Source organism: Rhodococcus sp. BP-160 (assembly GCF_019836205.1).
Classification (GTDB): Bacteria; Actinomycetota; Actinomycetes; order Mycobacteriales; family Mycobacteriaceae; genus Rhodococcoides.
The window spans coordinates 546701-567513 of record NZ_JABUEK010000002.1 but is presented as its reverse complement, the minus strand read 5'-3'; the positions used below and the strand labels follow the sequence as shown (position 1 = coordinate 567513).

19 protein-coding genes are annotated in these 20813 nt (G+C 70.5%); 5 read left to right on the top strand and 14 right to left on the bottom strand.

All coding sequences use genetic code 11. From position 1 onward, the window contains the following. The first annotated feature begins 157 nt into the window (after positions 1–157). Positions 158–808: an amino acid-binding protein gene (locus tag HQ306_RS09105; RefSeq protein ID WP_027507022.1), complete on the top strand. Its 651-nt coding sequence runs from the start codon at positions 158–160 to the stop codon at positions 806–808. Here the strand turns inward: HQ306_RS09105 and ligA are convergent. The 8 genes from ligA to HQ306_RS09065 form a co-directional block, all read right to left on the bottom strand. Continuing rightward, on the bottom strand, positions 752–2902 hold the full coding sequence (gene ligA, locus HQ306_RS09100; RefSeq protein WP_222631461.1) for an NAD-dependent DNA ligase LigA: 2151 nt from the start codon (positions 2900–2902) through the stop codon (positions 752–754). The genes HQ306_RS09105 and ligA overlap by 57 nt on opposite strands. 62 nt (positions 2903–2964) lie before the next feature. Beyond that, on the bottom strand, positions 2965–3990 hold the full coding sequence (locus tag HQ306_RS09095; RefSeq protein ID WP_222630677.1) for a methionine synthase: 1026 nt from the start codon (positions 3988–3990) through the stop codon (positions 2965–2967). Then, positions 3987–5096, bottom strand: coding sequence for a tRNA 2-thiouridine(34) synthase MnmA (mnmA, locus tag HQ306_RS09090; RefSeq protein ID WP_222630676.1), 1110 nt, complete (start codon positions 5094–5096; stop codon positions 3987–3989). The genes HQ306_RS09095 and mnmA overlap by 4 nt, the downstream gene beginning before the upstream one ends. A 30-nt stretch (positions 5097–5126) precedes the next feature. Continuing rightward, positions 5127–6335: a cysteine desulfurase family protein gene (locus HQ306_RS09085; protein WP_222630674.1), complete on the bottom strand. Its 1209-nt coding sequence runs from the start codon at positions 6333–6335 to the stop codon at positions 5127–5129. A 70-nt stretch (positions 6336–6405) separates the two neighbouring features. Continuing rightward, positions 6406–7317, bottom strand: a complete 912-nt coding sequence (locus HQ306_RS09080) for a lysophospholipid acyltransferase family protein (RefSeq protein WP_155957127.1) — start codon at positions 7315–7317, stop codon at positions 6406–6408. Then, the gene (locus HQ306_RS09075; protein WP_056445480.1) at positions 7314–8153 is read right to left on the bottom strand and encodes a GNAT family N-acetyltransferase; all 840 of its coding nucleotides are present in this window, start codon (positions 8151–8153) and stop codon (positions 7314–7316) included. Before HQ306_RS09075 ends, HQ306_RS09080 begins: the two co-directional genes overlap by 4 nt. Positions 8154–8277: 124 nt before the next feature. Further along, positions 8278–9234, bottom strand: a complete 957-nt coding sequence (locus HQ306_RS09070; RefSeq protein WP_027507028.1) for an electron transfer flavoprotein subunit alpha/FixB family protein — start codon at positions 9232–9234, stop codon at positions 8278–8280. A gap of 50 nt (positions 9235–9284) precedes the next feature. Next, complete coding sequence (locus HQ306_RS09065) at positions 9285–10085, bottom strand: electron transfer flavoprotein subunit beta/FixA family protein (RefSeq protein WP_027507029.1); 801 nt, start codon at positions 10083–10085, stop codon at positions 9285–9287. 256 nt (positions 10086–10341) lie between these two features. Here HQ306_RS09065 and HQ306_RS09060 point away from each other — a divergent pair, with 256 nt between their 5' ends. From HQ306_RS09060 to HQ306_RS09050, 3 genes are read left to right on the top strand one after another with little or no spacing between them, the layout of a single operon-like run. Beyond that, the gene (locus tag HQ306_RS09060; RefSeq protein WP_222630672.1) at positions 10342–11127 is read left to right on the top strand and encodes a class I SAM-dependent methyltransferase; all 786 of its coding nucleotides are present in this window, start codon (positions 10342–10344) and stop codon (positions 11125–11127) included. A 29-nt stretch (positions 11128–11156) separates the two neighbouring features. Continuing rightward, positions 11157–12665, top strand: a complete 1509-nt coding sequence (locus tag HQ306_RS09055; protein ID WP_222631459.1) for a glycoside hydrolase family 57 protein — start codon at positions 11157–11159, stop codon at positions 12663–12665. Continuing rightward, positions 12662–13909 carry a glycosyltransferase family 4 protein gene (locus HQ306_RS09050; RefSeq protein WP_222630664.1) on the top strand — a complete coding sequence of 416 codons (1248 nt, stop codon included), beginning with the start codon at positions 12662–12664 and terminating at the stop codon, positions 13907–13909. The genes HQ306_RS09055 and HQ306_RS09050 overlap by 4 nt, the downstream gene beginning before the upstream one ends. Before the next feature lies 1 nt (position 13910). Here the strand turns inward: HQ306_RS09050 and HQ306_RS09045 are convergent, their stop codons facing one another. Then, a complete protein-coding gene (locus HQ306_RS09045) occupies positions 13911–14654 on the bottom strand; it encodes an acyltransferase (protein WP_027507033.1) in 744 nt (247 codons plus the stop codon). A gap of 126 nt (positions 14655–14780) precedes the next feature. Between HQ306_RS09045 and HQ306_RS09040 the strand changes: the two genes are divergently transcribed. Continuing rightward, positions 14781–16106, top strand: a complete 1326-nt coding sequence (locus tag HQ306_RS09040) for a PQQ-binding-like beta-propeller repeat protein (RefSeq protein WP_222630662.1) — start codon at positions 14781–14783, stop codon at positions 16104–16106. Here HQ306_RS09040 and HQ306_RS09035 read toward each other — a convergent pair. The 5 genes from HQ306_RS09035 to HQ306_RS09015 are packed head-to-tail and all read right to left on the bottom strand — an operon-like array spanning position 16091 to position 20771. Beyond that, positions 16091–17278, bottom strand: a complete 1188-nt coding sequence (locus HQ306_RS09035; protein ID WP_222630660.1) for a class I SAM-dependent methyltransferase — start codon at positions 17276–17278, stop codon at positions 16091–16093. The genes HQ306_RS09040 and HQ306_RS09035 overlap by 16 nt on opposite strands. A gap of 7 nt (positions 17279–17285) precedes the next feature. Further along, positions 17286–18296 (bottom strand): class I SAM-dependent methyltransferase, encoded by a 1011-nt coding sequence (locus tag HQ306_RS09030; protein ID WP_027507036.1) that lies wholly within the window; start codon positions 18294–18296, stop codon positions 17286–17288. Positions 18297–18329: 33 nt separating this feature from the next. Then, positions 18330–19109 (bottom strand): enoyl-CoA hydratase/isomerase family protein, encoded by a 780-nt coding sequence (locus HQ306_RS09025; protein WP_222630657.1) that lies wholly within the window; start codon positions 19107–19109, stop codon positions 18330–18332. Positions 19110–19119: 10 nt separating this feature from the next. Further along, the gene (locus tag HQ306_RS09020) at positions 19120–19938 is read right to left on the bottom strand and encodes an NUDIX hydrolase (RefSeq protein ID WP_222630655.1); all 819 of its coding nucleotides are present in this window, start codon (positions 19936–19938) and stop codon (positions 19120–19122) included. Continuing rightward, the gene (locus HQ306_RS09015) at positions 19935–20771 is read right to left on the bottom strand and encodes an ABC transporter ATP-binding protein (RefSeq protein WP_027507055.1); all 837 of its coding nucleotides are present in this window, start codon (positions 20769–20771) and stop codon (positions 19935–19937) included. The genes HQ306_RS09020 and HQ306_RS09015 overlap by 4 nt, the downstream gene beginning before the upstream one ends. Positions 20772–20813: the final 42 nt, after the last annotated feature.

Sequence of the window (20813 nt, the reverse complement as noted above, 5' to 3'; positions counted from 1 at the left end):
TCGATTCGTAACGCATGCCGAGCAGCCTAGTTCGTGGCGACCACCCCACCGTCACGGCCTCGCGTCGCGGCGAGGGACGGCGAGCCCGGCCGTCCTCCACCTTCCCGTGAGCCGCGTGCGACTCGATGGAGACGGCGTCGAGTGCGAGGATGTCGGCGTGTCGTATCTCCTGCGGGTCCAGTTGCCCGACCGTCCGGGCAGTCTCGGGTCGCTCGCCGTCGCCCTGGGTTCGGTGGGGGCCGACATCCTGTCGCTCGACGTCATCGAACGCGGAGCCGGATTCGCGGTGGACGATCTGGTGGTGGACGTCGCGCCGGGCGCCCTCCCCGACACACTCATCACCGCGGCCGAGAAGCTCACCGACGTCCGCGTGGACTCGATCCGTCCCTACGCCGGCATCCTGGACACACACCGCGAGCTCGAGCTCATCGATCAGGTGGCGACGGCGCACGACGACCGTCTGCAGGTGCTCGTGGACGGTGCGCCGCGGGTGCTGCGCGTCGGGTGGAGCACCGTGGTGGGCATGTCGGATCACGGTCCGGCAGTCATCGTCGGCAGCTCCGGGGCGCCCGAGTCGCGGGCCGACGACATGCCGTGGATGCCCCTCGAGAAGCCGGCAGTCCTCGACCCGACCGGAGCATGGGTTCCGCAGTCGTGGAAGGACATGGACACCACACTGGCCGCGGCGCCGCTCGGATCGTCGGGCACCGTGCTGGTGCTGGGACGACCCGGCGGACCGGACTTCCGACCGTCAGAGATCGCCCGGCTCGGCTACCTGGCCGGCATCGTCGCCACCGTCCTCGGCTGAGTCCGCCCCGGCGACCAGCGCGCGGGCCGCGTCGGGCCCCTCGCCGAGCAGCGTGCGGAACCCGTCCTCGTCGAGCACGGGAACACCCAGTTCGAGCGCCTTGTCGTGCTTGGATCCGGGCGCGTCGCCGACGACCACGAACGCCGTCTTCTTCGACACCGACGAGGCCGCCTTGCCGCCGCGGGCCAGGATCGCCTCCTTCGCGTCGTCACGCGTGAACGTGGCGAGCGATCCGGTGACGACGATCGACAGACCGTCGAGCGTGCGCTCGATACTCTCGTCGCGTTCGTCCTCCATGCGCACGCCCGCCGCCGACCACTTCTCCACGATGGCGCGGTGCCAGTCGACGTCGAACCACTCGACGACTGCGCGGGCGATGGTGGGGCCCACCCCGTCGGCGGCGGCCAGTTCCTCCTCCGTCGCCGCCCGGATGGCGTCGAGCGACCCGAAGCGGGCGGCGAGGGCGCGGGCGGCGGTCGGCCCGACATGGCGGATCGACAATCCGACGAGCACCCGCCACAGCGGCTGATCCTTGGCTCGCCCCAGGTTGTCCAGCAATCGCCGACCGTTCGCGGACAGCGCTCCCGCCTTGGTTCGGAAGAGATCCGTCCGGGTGAGCTGGTCCTCGGTGAGATCGAACAGATCGCCCTCGTCCTCGATCACCTGTGCGGACAGCAGCGCCGTCGCGGCCTCGTACCCCAACACCTCGATGTCGAATGCACCACGGCCCGCGACGTGAAAGACCCGCTCCCGCAACTGTGCCGGGCACGAGCGCGAGTTGGGGCAGCGGATGTCGGCGTCGCCCTCCTTGGCCGGTGCGAGCTCGGTTCCGCACTCGGGGCAGTGCGTCGGCATGACGAACTCCCGCTCGTCCCCGGTGCGCGCGTCGACCACAGGACCGAGCACCTCCGGGATCACCTCGCCCGCCTTGCGGATGACCACCGTGTCTCCGATCAGCACGCCCTTGCGCACGACCTCGGACGCGTTGTGCAACGTCGCGAGGGACACCGTCGACCCTGCCACGAGCACCGGCTCCATGAACGCGAACGGCGTCACTCGCCCGGTGCGACCGACATTGACCCGGATGTCGAGCAACGTCGTGGTGGCCTCCTCCGGCGGATACTTGAAGGCGATGGCCCAGCGGGGTGCGCGGGACGTGGATCCGAGTCGGCGGTGCAACGCCATCTCGTCGACCTTCACCACGAGGCCGTCGATCTCGTGCTCGACCGAGTGCCGGTTCTCGCCCCAGTACTCCATGCGTTCGACCACCGCGTCGACGCCCTGCACCAGTGCGGTGTGAGTCGAGACCGGCAGACCCCAGGCGGCGAGCGCGTCGTACGCGACGGACTGGGCGGCGGGGGCGAAGCCCTCCATCCGGCCGAACCCGTGACAGATCATGCCGAGCCGCCGCCGCGAGGTGACCGCGGGGTTCTTCTGCCGCAGCGACCCCGCGGCGGAGTTGCGCGGGTTGGCGAACGGCGGCTTGCCCTGCTCGACGAGAGAGGCGTTGAGCGCCTGGAAGTCCTCGAGTCGGAAGAACACCTCGCCCCGCACCTCGAGCAGCGTCGGGACCGGGAACTCGTCCGACGGGGTGAGCACCTCGGGGATGTCGTCGATGGTGCGCGCGTTGAGCGTCACGTCCTCCCCGGTGCGTCCGTCACCGCGGGTGGCGGCGCGCACCAGTCGGCCGTTCTCGTACACCAGATTGAGCGCGACACCGTCGATCTTGACCTCGCAGAGGTAGTGCAGGTTCTCCCCCGCCTCCACCTCGACCCTGCGCGCCCAGGCACGCAGCTCGTCCGCGTCGAACACGTTGTCCAGGGACAACATTCGCTCGAGGTGGTCGACAGCCGTGAAGTCCGTCTCGAAGCCGCCACCGACGAGCTGCGTCGGCGAGTCGGGCGTCCGGAGATCCGGATGCTCCTCCTCCATCGCCTGCAGGCGCTTCAGCAACTCGTCGAACTGCCCGTCCGAGATGATCGGCGCGTCCCGCACGTAGTACCGGAACTGGTGACCGCGGACCTCCTCGGCCAGCGCGTCCCACTCCTGCTTCTGCTCGGGTGAGGCCGGGACCAGGTCCGGCGGTGTCTCGATCTCGTCCACGATCGCAGACTATCGGAGCGCTCCGACACCGTTCCCGGTGACGAAGGCCGGTGTCACAGCGCGTCGGGATCCTCGGTGAAAGCAGCGCGGACGTCGCGCAGCACCGTCAGAGCGTGCCGGGCCCACGGCAGGCTCGCGCCGGACAACCCACACGTGGGTGAGACGGCGACGCGCTCGGCGAGGTACCGCCTCGGGAAGCCCAACCGATCCATCAGTTCCACTGCGGGCGCCGCACTCTCGCGCCACGCCGGGTACTTATCCGGGTCGGTTCCCGGCACCACCCCCAGGACGGCGACACCGCCGCTCTCCAGGTACTCGCCGACCGCGTCGTACCGCGACGTGGGCAGCAGGGACAGATCGAACGAGACGCCGTGCACCCCGCTGCGTTCGAAGACCTCGAACGGGACGTCGGCGGAGCACGTGTGCACGATCACGGGTCGGTTCACCCGCTGCACCACCGAGCCCAGCAGGTCGGCCACCTCCGGCGCCGGCACCGCGGCGATCTGCTCGAGGCTCGTCACGCCCTGCAGGCGACCGGCCAGCACGGCCGCGATGCGAGGTTCGTCGAACTGGACGACCACCTCGGCGCCGAGCCGCCTCGCGACCTCGTCGGCGTGCGCGGCCACTCCCTCGGCCAACGACCCGGCTATGTCGCGCACCGCACCGCGGTCGGTCAAGGCGCGGTGACCGAACGCCAGCTCGATGTCCGCGGCCATCGTCAGCGGGCCCGCGGCCTGCACCTTGACGGCGCGGCCGGATCCGCGCAGCCCGGCCAGTTCCCACTGCTCCTCGAGAACGTCGAGGTCCTCCGTCAGGAAGTCGCGGGCCCGGCGGCTCGTCGTACTCGGCCGTCGGCTCACGCGGTATCCGCTGGTGGCCGCATCGATCTCGATGTCGACCAGCAGCACGCCGGTGCGCCCGATCATGTCGGCGCCGAGACCTCGCGCCGGGAGTTCCACGACGTGCGGCAGGTCGGGGAGCTCGCCGATCACCGTCGTGACGGCGTTCGCGATGTCCGTTCCCGGCCACGAGCCGACGCCCGTCGCCACGCCTGCCAGAGCGGCAGCAGGATCCGTCACGGGCGAGCGGACGCGGTGAGTGGCGACTCGGCGGAGGTTGCCGCGATGGTGCCGCTGCCGACCACGATGTCGCCTGCCGGGTCGGGGCGGTACAGCACGGCTGCCTGACCACGGGCAACTCCGGTGAGCGGGGACCGCAGACCGATGCGCAGGGTGTCGCCGTCGACACGAGCGACGGCGTCCGCGATTCCGCCGTGTGCCCGGACCTGGACGACGCAGTCCACGTCGCCCTCGGGCGCCGTGCCGGACGTCCAGACGGGTGTGCTCGCATCGATGCCGTACACGTCGAGGCGGCTCGCCGAGCCGACCCGGACGGTCCCGGTCTCGGGCTCGATGGAGGTGACGTACCGCGGCTTGCCGTCGGCGGCCGGTCCCTCGACACCGAGGCCTTTGCGCTGGCCGACGGTGAACCCGTGCACACCGTCGTGCTCGGCCAGCACCGCGCCGGAGTCCGCGTCGACCACCGATCCGGGGCGCACGCCGATACGGGCGCCGAGGAACGCCCGGGTGTCGCCGGAGGGGATGAAGCAGATGTCGTGACTGTCGGGCTTGTCCGCGACGGCGAGACCGCGGCGGGCGGCCTCGTCACGCACCTCCGCCTTCGGGGTGTCCCCGATCGGGAACAGGGCACGGGACAGCTGGCGCGCGGTGAGGACGCCCAGCACGTACGACTGGTCCTTGTCGGCATCGACCGCACGACGCAGCACGCCGTCCTCGAGCCGGGCGTAGTGGCCGGTGGCGACCGCGTCGAAACCGAGCGCCTCGGCCCGATCGGCGAGCGCCGCGAACTTGACCTTCTCGTTGCAGCGCAGGCACGGGTTCGGGGTCTCGCCTGCGGCGTAGGACGCGACGAAGTCGTCGATCACGTCCTCCTTGAACCGATCCGCGAAATCCCAGACGTAGAACGGGATCCCGAGCACGTCCGCGGCGCGGCGCGCGTCCCCGGCGTCCTCCTTGGAGCAGCACCCGCGCGACCCGGTGCGCAGAGCGCCGGGAGCGGTGGACAGCGCCAGGTGCACCCCGACCACCTCGTGGCCGGCATCGACGGCACGCGCCGCCGCCACGGCGGAATCGACGCCGCCGCTCATCGCTGCCAGAACTCTCATGTCACCACTCTTCTCGTCTCGACGTTCTCGTCATCTCGAACTGGACGCCATGCCGGCGGCCCGCGCACGTTCGACGACGCGCGGCAGGACCTCGAGCAGTGCGTCGACATCGGCGTCGGTGCTGGTGTGGCCCAAGGAGAACCGGAGTGATCCGCGGGCATCGGCCGCATCGACGCCCATCGCCAGCAGCACATGACTCGCCCGCGCGACACCCGCCGTGCACGCGGATCCCGTCGAGCACTCGACACCGGACGCGTCGAGCAACATCAACAGTGAATCGCCCTCGCATCCGGGGAACGTGACGTGCACGTTGCCGGGGAGTCTGTCCGCGCCGCGGGCACCGTTGACCGACGCGCCGGGCACCGCGTCGAGGACACCCTCGATGACACGCTCGCGCAACGCCACGAGCCGCGCCTCGGTGTCGGCCCGTCCGGCGACGGCGACGTCGAGGGCGGCCGCCATGCCCACGGCACCTGCCGTGTCGGGCGTCCCGGACCGGACGTCGCGTTCCTGACCGCCTCCGTGCAGCAGTGATTCGCAGGGCACCGAGCGTCCGAGCAGCAGCGCGCCGACGCCCTGGGGTCCGCCGAACTTGTGTGCCGCGATGGACAGCGCGGAGAGACCACTGGACGCGAAGTCGAGCTCACGGACACCGGCCACCTGGACCGCGTCGCTGTGCATGGGCACGTCGAACTCGGCCGCGATGGCAGCGAGTTCGCGGATCGCCATGATGGTGCCCACCTCGTTGTTCGCCCACATGATCGACACGACGGCGACCTCGTCGGCGTGCAGCTCGAGTTCTCGGCGCAGCGTCGACGGGAGGACGCGGCCGTCGGCCTCGACCGGCAACCAGGACACCGCGGCGCCCTCGTGACGTTCGAGCCACTCCACGGCATCGAGCACGGCGTGATGCTCGACCGAGCTGGTGATCACGCGGACGCGACGAGAATCACGCGCTCGGCGTGCCCAGAAGATGCCCTTGACCGCCAGATTGTCGCTCTCGGTGCCGCCGGAGGTGAAGATGACCTCGGACGGACGAGCGCCCAGCGCCGCGGCGATGGACTCCCGCGACTCCTCGATGCGGCGGCGGGCCGTGCGCCCCGATCCGTGCAGGGACGACGCGTTTCCCACGGTCCGATGGATCTCCGTCATCGCCTCGATCGCCGCGGGGACCATCGGAGTGGTCGCGGCATGATCGAGGTACACCGGCGTTCCGGGCACACGTGGGGGCTGTGGCATGACGTGGTCCAGGATAACCGGTCGCGGACCCCGCCTCTCCCCCGCGCGAGCACGCCCGAACTGCCGTGCGTCAGCTCGCCCGCACGACGGTTCCGGCGTACTCACCGGGGCGGACCGGCTGGGCGAGCCGATCCCGGCGCGGCAGTCGCGTGCGGGTGACGCGCAAGGGCGGAACTGCCGTCTCGTCCTGGTGTCGGCGCACGGCCAACTCCGCGCTGCGCGCCAGCAGTCGACGATCGTCGATGGGCGCGATGTCCTCGCACACCCGCACGGCGGCACGGACGCCCTTCAGCCGCAGGATCCTCGACATCGACTCGCCGATGGTCTCGTCGCCCACGAAGGCGGTGGCCGTCGTCGGACGGTGGTCGACGTCGCGGTAAGTGACCGCGATCGGCCGCACCACCGCACCGGCGTCGATGGCCGCCTGGAACAGGGCGGGACGGAACGATCCGTAGGCGGTTCCGCACCAGGTGGTGCCCTCGGGGAAGACGACCACCGTGGCTCCCGATCGCAAGGCCTCGGTCACCTCGTCGACGGTGCCGGGCAGGGAGCGGAGTCGCTCACGGGCGATGGGGACGACCCGCACGATGCGTGCGAGCAGACCCAGGACGGGCCAGTCCACGAGGTCCGCGCGGGCGACGAAGCGGCACGGGAAACAGGCTGCCAGCACCAGGACGTCCGTCCAGGACACGTGATTGGCGACGACGAGCGTTCCGACGCCGGTGGGCTCGGCCGTGCGGTCGCCGTCCAGAGTCACCCGGACACCGAGCGCGCCGAGGAGTCCCCTGGCTCCGGCACGTGCGGCGGCGCGTCGACCGCCCGCCGGCAACACCCGGCCCGCCAGCAGGAGCGGGACCACGGCGAGCAGCACCGCCACCAGGACGCAGCGCACCACCACGCGTGCGGTGCCCACGGTCGCCGAGACCGCCGGATGGCACCCCGTCCCGCACGGGCTGGCGGGCATCCAGGCGTGTGTCGTCACGCGTGCGACTCCGCGGTCGCCGCGGCCGAGCGGAGCCGGTCGAGATAGCGGACGTTGGCGTCCTTCATGTGCAGGAGGGTGACGAAGTCCGCGACGCCGAAATCGGGATCGTGGGCCGGCTCCCCGCAGATCGAGGCGCCCATGCGCAGATAGCCGCGCATCAGGGCCGGCACCGAGGTGCGGGCGGGCGCCGTCATGTCGGCGAGGGCGACACCGTCGACGCGCACGGGGGTGCGGGGGTACGCGCGGACCTCGGAGCGGTGCCGCTTCTCGACGAGGTCGTACACGCCCTTGACGTGCGCGCCGTCCGGCTCCCCGTCGCCGAGTGCCATGGGGACCGACACACAGCCCATCACCCGGTCGTAGCCACCGAGGTCGATGTACCGGAGGATCCCGGACCACATCAGCGCCAGCACCGAGCCGGATCGATGGCCCTCCAGGACGCACGCACGACCCATCTCGACCGTCCGCAACTCGTGTGCACGCAGTTCGCTGATGTCGAACTCCGTCGCCGTGTAGTACCCGCCGGCGCGCTCCGCACCGTCCGGGGTGAGCATGCGGTAGCAGCCGACACGATCGCCGGTGCGGTTGTCGACGACGAGCAGGTGATCGCAGTGGTCGTCGAAGCGGTCGGCGTCGAGGCCGCCGTCGAAGGTGGTCGACTCGTACCCCGCTTCCGAGCCGAACACGGTGGCGCGCAACCGCTGCGCCGCGAGCACGTGTTCCGGGGTGGATCCGAGAACGAGTGAGTGGTGCTTGTCGGAGACGAGCACGTGCTCGTCGGCCGAGGACGGGGTGATGACGGTCGGTGCCGAGTCGCACACATCTGATGTCATGGCACATAGATCTATCGAGCCCACTCGACGGCACTCACAACACGACGTGACCGGAAGGTGCACGAACGACGAAAGCCCCGCTACCGACGAACGGTAGCGGGGCTCTCGGGTACTGCTGAGGGGATCAGCCCTTGCGCTTCTTCACTGCCTCGGCGAGCTGAGGCGTGACGTCGAAGAGGTCGCCCACGACGCCGAAGTCCGCGATCTCGAAGATCGGTGCTTCCTCGTCCTTGTTGACGGCGACGATCGTCTTGGACGTCTGCATGCCGGCGCGGTGCTGGATCGCACCGGAGATGCCGAGCGCGACGTACAGCTGGGGCGAGACGGTCTTGCCCGTCTGACCCACCTGGAACTGGCCCGGGTAGTAGCCCGAGTCGACGGCTGCACGCGACGCGCCGACGGCCGCACCGAGCGAGTCGGCCAGATCCTCGACGACGGAGAACTTGTCCGCGCTGCCGACACCGCGACCACCGGAGACGACGACCGATGCCTCGGTGAGCTCGGGGCGGTCGCCGCCGGCGACGGGCTCACGCGAGGTGACCTTGACGACGGCCTCCTCCTGCGCGGGAACCTCGACGTCGACACGCTCACCGGCACCGGCCTGCGGCTCGGCGTCGATGGCACCCGGGCGGAGCGAGATGACCGGGACGTCGCCGTTGGTCTTCGCCTCGACGGTGAACGCGCCACCGAAGATGGAGTACGTGGCGGACTTGTCGGCGTTGATCGCCACGACGTCCTGGTGCAGTCCGGCACCGAGGCGAGCGGCGAGACGACCCGCCACCTCCTTGCCCTCGATGCCACCGGACGTGAGGATCGCGGCGGGCGAGACCGACTCGGCCAGGGACGACAGCACGTCGACCTTCGGCGTGACGAGGAAGCCGTCGACGTCGGCGGACTCCGCGACATAGATCTTCGCGGCGCCGGCCTCGGTGAGTGCGGCGGCGATCGCGTCGGTGGTGCCCGGCGCTCCCGTGACCACCGCGGACGGCTCACCCAGAACGCGGGCGGCCGTGATGAGCTCGCTGGTGACCTTCTTCAGTGCCCCGTCTGCGTGCTCGACGAGTACGAGTACCTCTGCCATGGTGTTTCTCCTGTACTGCAGTGAGACGAATGTGTGCTGGTGACGGGGATCTAGATGATCTTCTGCGCGACGAGGTACTCGGCGACCTTGGTTCCGCCGTCGCCCTCGTCGTTCACGCGCTCACCAGCGGTCTTCGGCGGCTTCGGGGTCACCGTGGTGACGGTGGTGCCCGCGTTCGCGACGCCCACGGTCTCCGGATCGACGCCGATGTCGGCGAGGGTGAGGACCTGCACCGTCTTCTTCTTGGCGGCCATGATGCCCTTGAAGGACGGGAAGCGCGGCTCGTTGATCTTCTCGGTGACGCTGACGATCGCGGGGAGATCCGCCTCGAGGCCGAAGATGCCCTCGTCGGTCTCGCGCTCGCCGCTGACCTTGCCGTCGGCGACGACCAGCTTGCGCATCTGGGTCAGCTGCGGGATGCCGAGGTACTCGGCGATGATGGCGGGGACCGCGCCGATGCGGCCGTCGGTCGCCTCGTTGCCGGCGATGACCAGATCTGCGGCCTCACCGTTCTCGAACTCCACCTGGCCGAGTGCGGCAGCGAGAGCCCACGCGGTCTGGATGGCGTCGGAACCGTGCATGGCCGGATCGTTGACGTGCACAGCACTGTCCGCGCCCATGGAGAGGGCCTTGCGGATGGCCTCGGTCGCGCGGTCGGGTCCTGCCGAGAGAACCTTGACCTCGCCGCCGTCGCGCTCCTTGATCAGGAGTGCCTCCTCCACGGCGCGCTCGTTGATCTCGTCGAGCACGGCATCGGCCGCGTCGCGGTCGAGCGTGTAGTCGCCGTCCGAGAGCTTGCGCTCGGACCACGTGTCGGGAACCTGCTTGATCAGTACGACGATGTTCGTCATGGGTCTTCGTCGACCTCCTGTGTCCTGTCTCGGTGAATCAGGTCTTGATCTCGTAGCGCGGGGCCCGAAACGTATTCGGAGTTCACGCTGCGCGCGGTGGGCCGAAGCCCCGGAACCGACGTGTCACGGACGTTACCCCATTCGTGGTTACTGATGGGTAACTTACTCCTGTCGCGCCGAGAAATCACCCCCAGGGGCCCCTCGGACCGCCGACCGGCGTCGCTCGACCGGGCAGGTGGGAACTACTGTCGCCCGGATGAACGACGCCGCGACCGACACGACAGTGTCGACCGAGACACCCCTCCCGCTCACCGGCGAGCGCACCGTGCCCGGCATCGCCGAGGAGAACTACTGGTTCCGTCGGCACGAGGTCGTGTACCGCCGTCTCGCACCGGCCTGCGCCGACCGAGTGGTGCTCGAGGCGGGCTCCGGCGAGGGCTACGGCGCCGACTTGATCGCGCGGACGGCGACACGGGTGATCGGTCTCGACTACGATCGCAGCGCCGCCGAACACGTCGCTCGCCGGTACCCGTCGGTCGCCATGACCCGAGGCAACCTCGCGATGCTGCCGCTGCGCGGCGAGAGCGTCGACGTCGTCGTCAACTTCCAGGTGATCGAACATCTGTGGGACCAGGCCGAGTTCCTGCGGGAGTGCCTCCGGGTTCTGGTTCCCGGCGGCGTCCTCCTCGTCAGCACTCCCAACCGCATCACGTTCTCCCCCGGCCGGGACACCCCGCTCAACCCCTTCCACACCCGCGAACTCGCAGCCGCGGAACTACGGGAACTACTGTTCGACAACGGATTCGAGATCGAGTCGATGATCGGCGTGCATCACGGCGAGCGACTGCGCGAACTCGACGCGGCCCACGGCGGATCGTTCATCGACGCGCAGATCGACCGCGCCCTCGCCGGTGAGCCGTGGCCGGAGGCCCTCGTCGCCGACGTCGCCGGCATCACCGTCGACGACTTCGACATCCACGCCGAGGCGATCGACGAGAGCCTGGATCTCGTCGCGGTGGCCCGGAAACCGTCCAGCACGTGACGGGCGCGCCCTCGGCCGACGAACCGGGCATGTTCGCGCTCGTCCTGCACTCCCATCTCCCGTGGCTCGCCCACCAGGGCCGGTGGCCCGTCGGGGAGGAGTGGCTCTACCAGTCGTGGGCAGATTCGTACCTGCCCGTGGTCCGCGAACTGCGGACCCTTGCCGACGAGGGCTGCACCGATCTTGTGACCCTCGGCGTGACGCCGGTACTCGCCGCCCAACTGGACGATCCGTACAGCCTCGACGGGATGCATCACTGGCTCGGCAACTGGCAGCTCCGCGCCGCCGAAGCCGCCGGGTCCCGTGACCCGGACCGCCGCGCGCTCGGTCACCGCGAACACCGGCGATCGGCTGCCGCTCTGCACGAGTTCGAGACCCGCTGGCGCCACGGCGGCGCCCCCCGACTGCGCGAACTGGCCGACTCCGGCGCCGTCGAACTGCTCGGTGGGCCGTCGATGCACCCGTTCCAACCTCTTCTCGACCCACGACTGCGGACGTTCGCGCTCCGCGAGGGACGCGCCGACGCCGTACGCCGGTGGGGCCGCGGCACCGAGGGCATCTGGGCACCCGAGTGCGCCTTCACCGCAGGGATGGAACTCGACTACGCCGCCGCGGGCGTCGGACACTTCATGGTCGACGGCCCGGCTCTGCACGGAGACACGACGTGCGGCCGTCCGGTCGGCGACACCCACGTCGTCGCGTTCGGTCGCGATCTCCCGGTCAGCTATCGCGTGTGGTCACCGAAGTCCGGTTATCCCGGTCATTCCGCGTACCGCGACTTCCACACCTACGACCACGACACCGGGCTGAAGCCGTCCCGGGTCACCGGCAGAAGCGTCGCGGGCCCGGACAAGGCACCGTACGAACCGGAGCGCGCCGCAGCAGCCGTCCGCTCGCACGTCGAGGACTTCGTCGACGTGGTTCGCCGCCGGCTGCGCTCCGAACACGCGCGCACCGGGTCCCCGGCACTGGTGGTCGCCGCCTTCGACACCGAGCTCTTCGGACACTGGTGGCACGAGGGTCCGGCATGGTTGGCCGGCATCCTGCGTGCGCTCCCCGAGGCCGGCATCCGCGTCGGGACACTCGCGGGCGCGAAGCGAGACGGCTACGTCGGTGACCCCGTCGACCTCCCTGACACCTCCTGGGGCAGCGGGAAGGACTGGCGGGTGTGGGCGGGCGATCCCGTCCGCGACCTGGTCGATCTCAACGCCGAGGTCACCGCCACCGCGCTCGACGCCGTCGACGCGGCACCCCCCGGCGGTCTGCGAGACCGTGTCGCGGACCAGATCCTGCGCGAGACGATGCTCACCGTCTCGAGCGACTGGGCCTTCATGGTGAGCAAGGACTCGGCCGCGCAGTACGCCCGCGACCGCGCCCACAAGCACGCTCACGCGGTGCGCGAGATCGCCGACGCCCGCGTGCACGGGCATCACGCACGAGCCGCCGACCTTGCATCCGGGTGGAACCAGGCGGACGATCTGTTCCCGGACCTCGATGCGCGGCGTCTGCAACCGACGGGTCGGGAGGTGCGGGCGTGAAGGTCCTGATGATCTCGTGGGAGTACCCGCCCGTGGTGGTCGGCGGCCTCGGTCGCCACGTCCACCATCTCGCGGTGGAACTGGCCGCGGCCGGACACGAGGTGGTGGTCCTCTCCCGCCGCCCCACGGGTTCCGACGCGGCGACCCACCCCACCGTGAGCTCGGTCGCCGAGGGCGTGCTCGTCGTCGCCGTGGCCGAGGATCCGGCGCACTTCACCTTCGGAGTGGACATGCTGGAGTGGACGCTCGCGATGGGTCACGCGATGGTGCGCGCCGGCCTCGCACTCTCCAAGCCCGGCATCGGCGAGGGGTGGGTTCCCGACGTCGTCCATGCCCACGACTGGCTGGTGGCGCACCCGGCGATCGCGCTCGCCGAGTACTACGACGTCCCGCTGGTCTCGACGATCCACGCGACGGAGGCCGGACGCCACAGCGGATGGGTCTCCGGCCGCGTGAACCGCCAGGTGCACTCCGTGGAATGGTGGCTGGCGCACGAATCCGATTCCGTCATCACGTGTTCCGCGGGAATGGAGGACGAGGTGGTCCGCCTCTTCGGTCCGCTTCCGTCCCCGGTCCACGTGATACGCAACGGCATCGACACCCGGACCTGGACGTATAGTCCTCGCGCGCCACGCATCGGCGCCCCGTCCCTGCTCTTCGTGGGTCGGTTGGAGTACGAGAAGGGGGTGCAGGATCTGATAGCGGCACTCCCCCGTGTCCGACGGACGCACCCCGGCACCACGCTCACCGTCGTCGGCGACGGGACCCAGCTCGACCACCTCGTCGATCTGGCGCGTGTGCACCGGGTGCGCCGGGCGGTGACGTTCGTCGGATCCCTCGGCCACGACGGCGTTCTCGGGCATCTGCACCGGGCCGACGCGCTGGTGCTGCCGAGTCGATACGAGCCCTTCGGCATCATCGCCCTCGAGGGCGCCGCGGCCGGCACACCGCTCGTCGCCTCCACCGCGGGCGGCCTGGGCGAAGCCGTCGTCGACGGCGTCACCGGGATGTCCTTCGTTCCCGGCGATGTCGGCTCCTTGGCGACGGCGGTGCGGCGCACACTCGACGACCCCGCTGCGGCACGTACCCGGAGTGACGCGGCACGTGCGCGACTCACGTCCGACTTCGACTGGCACTCCGTGGCCCGCGAGACCGCCACGGTCTACTCCACCGCGAAGCGCCGGGTGCGCTTTCCGCTGGGCAGGCCCACGATCAGCGAACGTCCACTGCCCGAACGGGACTGAGTCACTCGCTCCCGAGCGACTTCTTGCGGGCGATGTCCTCCAGTGCGGCGACGTACGCCGCGCGGTCCTCCGCGCCGGCCTCCCAGTCGGTGCGACGGTTCCGGACCACTCGTGCGGGTGCGCCGACCGCGATCCCGTAGTCGGGCACGTGACCCTTGACCACCGCGTGCGCGCCCAGGACGCAGCCGCGACCGACGACGGTCTCCCGCAGCACGGTCACCTTCGCGGCGATCCACGTGTCCGGGCCGATCCGCACCGGCGACTTGACGATGCCCTGATCCTTGATCGGCACCGTGATGTCCTCGGTCCGATGATCGAAATCGCAGATGTAGCACCAGTCGGCGACGAGGGTGGACGCACCGATCTCGATGTCGAGATAGGTGTTGACGACGTTGTCCTTGCCGAACACCACCTTGTCACCGATGCGCAGCGACCCCTCGTGGCAGCGGATCGCGTTGCCGTCACCGATGTGCACCCAGCGACCGATCTCGAGTCGCGCCAGCTCGGGCGTCGCGTGGATCTCGACGTTCTTGCCGAGGAAGACCATTCCGCGCAACACCACGTGCGGGTTCGCGGCCTTGAAACGCGCGAGGCGGTAGTACCGCACCAGGTACCAGGGCGTGTACGCCTTGTGGCCGATCACCCAGCGCAGCGACGCGAGCGTGAGGAAGCGCGCCTGGTCGGGGTCGCGTCGCCGCGATCCTCGCCACCGGGTGCGCAACGGCGCGTTCCACATGCTGGTCATGGGCGGCACATTACTGTCGGCGCCGCCGCAGGGAACCCGGGGGCCGACCACCGGGGGTCGGAACCGTGACGCATCGTTTCAGCCGTTAGTCTCGTGCGAGCCGATCACCCGACATCAGGAGAGTGCATGCACGACGAGAACCCGCGTACCTCGGTGCGCACTCGTCGAGCCGGTGCCGCTCTCCTCGCGGTCGGCGCCCTCGCCCTCGGGGCCTGTGGCAGTGACTCCGGGCCCATCGACATCCTGGGCGACGAGGGCTGGCGCGGCGGTCTCGCCGACGCCCACAACTCCGCCTCCGTGACCACCGAGGGCAGTCGCTCCCTCGCTCTCGACTGGACCCGCCCTCTCGGCGCTCCCACGTCCACACGTCCCTCCGTCGCGCCCAACGGTCAGATCACGGTGACGATGACCGGAGACGCCGGCTGCGCGCTCGGATCGTTCCAGGGCGAGACCGGACGCAAGCGGTTCTGCAACTCGCTCGGACCCTCCGGCGTCTCGTCGACCGCGGTCGCCGACTCGGCGTCCAACCTCTACGCCGGTGACGACGGCAGCATGAGCTCGATCAACCAGAACGGTCAACTGCGCTGGCGCACACCGGTCTACGGGGTACCGCGCACCCCGCAGTTCCTGCCCGACGGCAACGTCCTGGTGGTCACCCAGTTTGGTCAGATCAACGTGCTGAGCAACCAGACCGGGAACGCGGTCGCACCCGTACTGGACCTGAACCCCAATCCCACGCCCCTGGACGCGCCGAACACCACGCTGCGGCCCGCGGACGACGGTCTGCTGGCCTGCCTGGGCGGTGGGCCGGACTGCGCCGTCGCGGCGGCACCGGCCGTCGATCTGGAGTCCTCGACCGTCTACCTCGTCCTGTGGCGCGCCGGCGCCGTCGCTCCCCAGCTCGTGGCGCTGTCCTACACCGGCGGTGACTCCCCCGGCCTCACCGAGGCGTGGTCGTCGCCCCTGCTTCCCTCCGCCGTGACGTCGAGCCCCGTGGTGTCACCCGACGGTGACCGTGTGTACCTCACGGACATCGACGGCACCGTGCGTGCGTACTCCACCGAGGACGGCTCCGAGATCTGGTCCTACTTCGTCGGTGACCGCGCGGCAGGAAGTGTGTCCGTCGCTGCGGACGGCACCATCGTCCCCGCGGGCGGCGCGGGGTCGCATCTGCGGGCGATCCGCGATGCGGGCGAGCGACCCGAGACGCTCTGGGAGCGGCCAGATCTCGTGACACAGGGTTCCTCCGCACTGGCGGGTGGCACCACGGGCTACACGGTGGTCGGCGACGGTGACGGGCTCGCACTCGTCACCTTCGACACGGCCACCGGCGAGACGGTCGACACCGACGCGCTCCCCGGCGCCGAGGGCTACAGCCCCGGAGTCGTCGTCGGCTCGGACGGCGAGGTGGTCGTCCCGACCGCGCTGGGATCCCTCTACTCGTTCCGCTGAGGCCCGGTACGCGGCCCGCACACGAAGGCCACCCCCGAGCGCCCGATCCGGGTGATCACGAGCCCCAGCGGCACGGTGCCCCGGAGATCGAGCCGGGGGCGCAGCAACGCAGGATCGACGTCGATGCCACGGACGATAATCTCGAGCGACCCGCATCCCAGCTCCGCGAGCCGCTTGCGCAACACCTTCTCGGTGAAGGGCAACCTGTCGAGGATCTCGAAGCCCGTCGTCCCCTCCGGTATCGCGTCTCCCGTGAGGTGCGCGATGCGTGGATCCAGTTGCCACAGTCCATGTCTCGCGGCGTAGTGGCGCACGAGACCGGCCCGCACGACGGCGCCGTCGGGATCGACGATGTACCTGCCCGGGGCACGATCGTCGTCGATGGCGTCCGAGTCGGCGTCCGTCACCTCCCACGCGGAACCGTCCGACCGGAGCACCGTCGCACGGCGACGCACAGCGGGGTCCGCCACCTCCCCCAGCCAGAGGCACGCCTCGCGGACGGCGCCGTCGAGGGAGACGAGTTCGACCTCGGCCCGCGTGTGTCGGCTCGCGAGGTCGAGACGGTCGACGTCGAGACCCGGTGCGCACTTGACCACCAGGTCGCGGCCGGCATAGGCGTCGAGGAGGTCCGGAAGCGGGGGTTCGAGGGCTGCGGGGTCGTGACGGCGGCGGCCGCCGGCGCGGCGGCCGGGGTCGGCGACGACGACGGTGCCGCGCGTGGTGGGGGCCACCGCGTCGGCACGCAGCACGGCCACGTCGGGAACGTTGTGTCGTGCCATGGCCAACCGCACCGGATCGAGATCGCTACCCACCACGATGTCCGCGACCGAGTGCAGGGTGTGCAGTTCGGTGCCGATCGAGCAGGTGACGTCGTGGATGCGACGTCCGCGCAGCCGCTCGGCCCGGTGCCGGGACACCTGTTCGGTGGTGGCCTGCTGCACCGCGTCGTCGGTGACCAACCACGTTCCGGCGAACGGCAGCTTGGTCGCGGCCTTGCGACGCAGGGTGACCGTCTCGATCAGCGCGGCGGCGCGGTCACCGAAGGCGCTGCGGATCCGGCCGATGTCCGAGACCAGCGTGGCGGGCGTCAGCGCACGGTCACCGACCGCGGCCAGCGCGTCGGACGCCCCGGCCAGGTACTCGACGTCGTCGAGGTCGAACGAGTATCCCACCGACGCGTCAGAGCGCGCCGGTGTCCGGCTTCGTGCCCGTGATCATCACGTTGTAGAAGTAGCCACGGGGCACGACGTGGTGCAGCACGTTCTCGTCGAGCCAGGACAGCGACTTCCAGCCGTTGAACGCGAACCTCGCCCAGCCCCAACCCAGCTTCTCCGCCGGCACCGCCGCCTCGAAGGTGCGGACCGGCCAGCCCAGCAGCGCTGCGGCGAACTCCTCGGTCTTGGCCTGCACGTCGTCCGCACCGGCGGCGACGGCGATGTTCTCGAGCTCCGTCGGGTCGAAGGTGTGCAGATCGACGACGGCCTCGAGTGCCGCGGCACGGGACGACTCGTCCAGCTCCTGCTGCGGGCGACGCCAGTCCGCGAGGAACGGCAACCGCGTCGTGCGGGTCGTGGCCTCCCACGTGAGACGCCCCAGCCACCGCGCGTAGAAGTTGCCCACCGTCGTCGGCTCGCCCGCGAACACGAACCGGCCGCCGGGCTTGAGCACGCGCAGCACCTCGCGCAGCGACTGCTCCACGTCCGGGATGTGGTGCAGCACCGCGTGACCGACGACGAGATCGAACGTGTCGTCCTCGTACGGGATGGTCTCGGCGTCGGCGACGCGGCCGTCCACGTCGAGGCCCAGGTTCTCGGCGTTGCGCAGCGCGACCTTGACCATGCCCGGCGACAGGTCCGTGACCGACCCGGTCGCGGCGACGCCGCTCTGCATGAGGTTGAGCAGGAAGAAGCCGGTACCGCAGCCCAGTTCCAGCGCGCGACCGTACGGCAGGGCCTCGGATCCGGCCACCGCGTCGAAACGGCCGCGGGCGTAGTCGATGCAGCGCTGGTCGTAGGAGATCGACCACTTGTCGTCGTAGGTCTCCGCTTCCCAGTCGTGGTAGAGCACCTGGGCCAGCTTGGTGTCCGACCGTGCGGCCTGCACTTCCTCGGCACTCGCGTGCGGGCGCGGCGCCGGATCCGACGGTGCGGTCGAGGCGGCGGTGTCGGTGTGCGGTTCACGAGCGGTCATGGAAGGGAACCCTATCTGAACGAGTGCGGGAGGCTAGTTGCCGGTGAAGTCGGCCTTGCCCGGGCCGTTCTCGAGGAACGACGCCATGCCGATCGCGCGGTCCTCGGTACCGAACAGCGAGGCGAAGACGTGCGCCTCGATCTTCAGGCCCGTCGCGAGGTCGGTGTCCAGACCCTCGTCGATGGCCGCCTTTGCTGCGGCGAGGGCGCGCGAGGCACCGCGGACGAACTGACCGGCCCACGCGCGCGCCGCCCCGTACACGGCATCGGGGGCCACCACCTCGTCCACGAGACCGACGGCGAGCGCCTCCTCGGCCCCGACGAAACGGCCCGTGAACACCATGTCCTTCGCGCGGCTCGGGCCGATCAGCCGGGCGAGTCGCTGGGTGCCGCCACCGCCGGGAATGACGCCGAGCAGCACCTCGGGGACGCCGAGCTTCGCGTTGTCGCCCGCGATGCGGCGATCGGCACCGAGGGCGACCTCCAGACCGCCGCCGAGGGCGTATCCGGTGATGGCGGCGACGGTGGGCTTCGGGATGGACGCGATCGCTCCGAGACCGGCCTGCAGAGCGCCGATCGCGTCGGTCATCTGGCCCGCGGACATCTCCGCCATCTCCTTGATGTCCGCGCCGGCGGCGAACACCTTCTCACCGCCGTACACGATGACCGCCTTGACGTCCGGATCCTCGGCGGCGGCCCGCGAGACCTCGAGGAGCTCACCCTGCACCTGGCGGTTCAGGGCGTTCATCGGCGGCCGGGAGAGCCGGATGGTGCCGATGCCGTCGGTCACGTCGAGAGTCACGAATTCAGCCATGGCCAGCACGCTAGCTGTTCGACGTCCGCTCGGCGCGTGGGGGGAGGTCGGCGCGATACTCGTCGGCGCCGTCGAAGTTCACCCGCACGGATCCACCCGATCCGCTGATGACGGGCTGCACCGGCGCCAGATCGGCCTCTGCGGCCATGGCCTGGGCGACCGACCCGTGACCGGCGAGATGCCGCAGGCACGCCCAGGTGGGCGGCATCAGCATGCGGTCGCCGCGACGGAACTCGTCGAGGGCATCCGCGGGCCGCACCCACGCGGCGTCGACGGCCTCGGACGTCTCGCCGTCGGGACGTTGCCCGGACGGGAGCGCCGCGACGAAGAAGCGGGTGTCGTACCGACGGGTCGTCTCGCCCTCGGGCGTGATCCAACGGGCGTGCGGGCGCAGCAGATCGGAGCGCACCACCAGGCGGGTCTCGGCCAGGAACTCACCGAACGAGATCTCGTGCTTCTCGACGGCACGACGCCGGTCGGCGTGATCGGACGTGTCCGCGACGACGGTGTGCGCGTCGGGCCCGGCGAACAGGACACCGCACTCCTCGAAGGTCTCGCGCACCGCGGCGAGCACCAGGGCCCGCGCCGCGGCGTCGTCGTCGGTGCCGAACCGTGCCGCCCACCACGCGGGTGACGGGCCGGCCCACCGGTCCTCCCCGTCCGCGGGCGTGCGATCGGTCGGATCCACACCGCCACCCGGGAAGACCGTCATGCCGGCGGCGAACGCCATCCGTCCGACTCGCCGCTGCAGGAAGACCTCGAGCCCTGCCGGCGCATCGCGCAGCAGGATGACGGTGGAGGCGTCCCGCAGCGCGACCGGTTCGGTCACCGCGCTCGCCGATGGGACGACCGCGACCGCTTGCGCCGCGCGAAGAACCGCCCGTCGGTGCGCTCGAGGGCGATGGCCTGACTGAACGCGGTGGACAGGTTCTCCTCCGTGATGACGTCGTCGATGAGACCCTGCGCCACGACTCCGCCCTCCTTGAGCAGCATCGCGTGGGTGAAGCCCGGTGGGATCTCCTCCACGTGGTGCGTGATCAGCACCGTCGCGGGGGCGTCGGGGTCGAGTGCGAGGTCGGTGAGGATGGCGACGAGATCCTCGCGGCCTCCGAGGTCGAGACCCGCGGCCGGCTCGTCGAGCAGCAGCAACTCGGGGTCCGTCATCAGAGCGCGGGCGATCAGGACACGCTTGCGTTCGCCCTCGGACAGAGTCCCGAAGGTCCGGCGAGCGAGATGCTCGATACCGGCCGTCTCGAGCATGTCGACCGCACGCTCGTCGTCCACCTCGTCGTACTTCTCACGCCAGCGACCGAGCACCGCGTACCCCGCCGACACGACCAGATCGGCCACCACCTCGTCGGACGGGATGCGTCCGGCGAGAGCAGAGGACGACAGGCCGATGCGCGGCTTGAGTTCCGAGATGTCGACGTGCCCGAGCGTCTCGCCGAGCACGTGCGCGGTGCCGGAGGTCGGGTAGATCTCCGCCGCGGCGACGCGCAGCAGCGTGGTCTTGCCCGCACCGTTCGGTCCGAGGACCACCCACCGCTCGTCCAGCTCCACGTTCCAGGAGACGGGGCCGACGAGGGTCGTCCCTCCGCGGACGACGGAGACATCGGCGAGTTCGACGAGCAGGTCTGGGTCAGGAGAGGACACGCCTTCCATCTTCCCGCACGCGCGGGGTGCATCCACGGCAGGATCAGCACG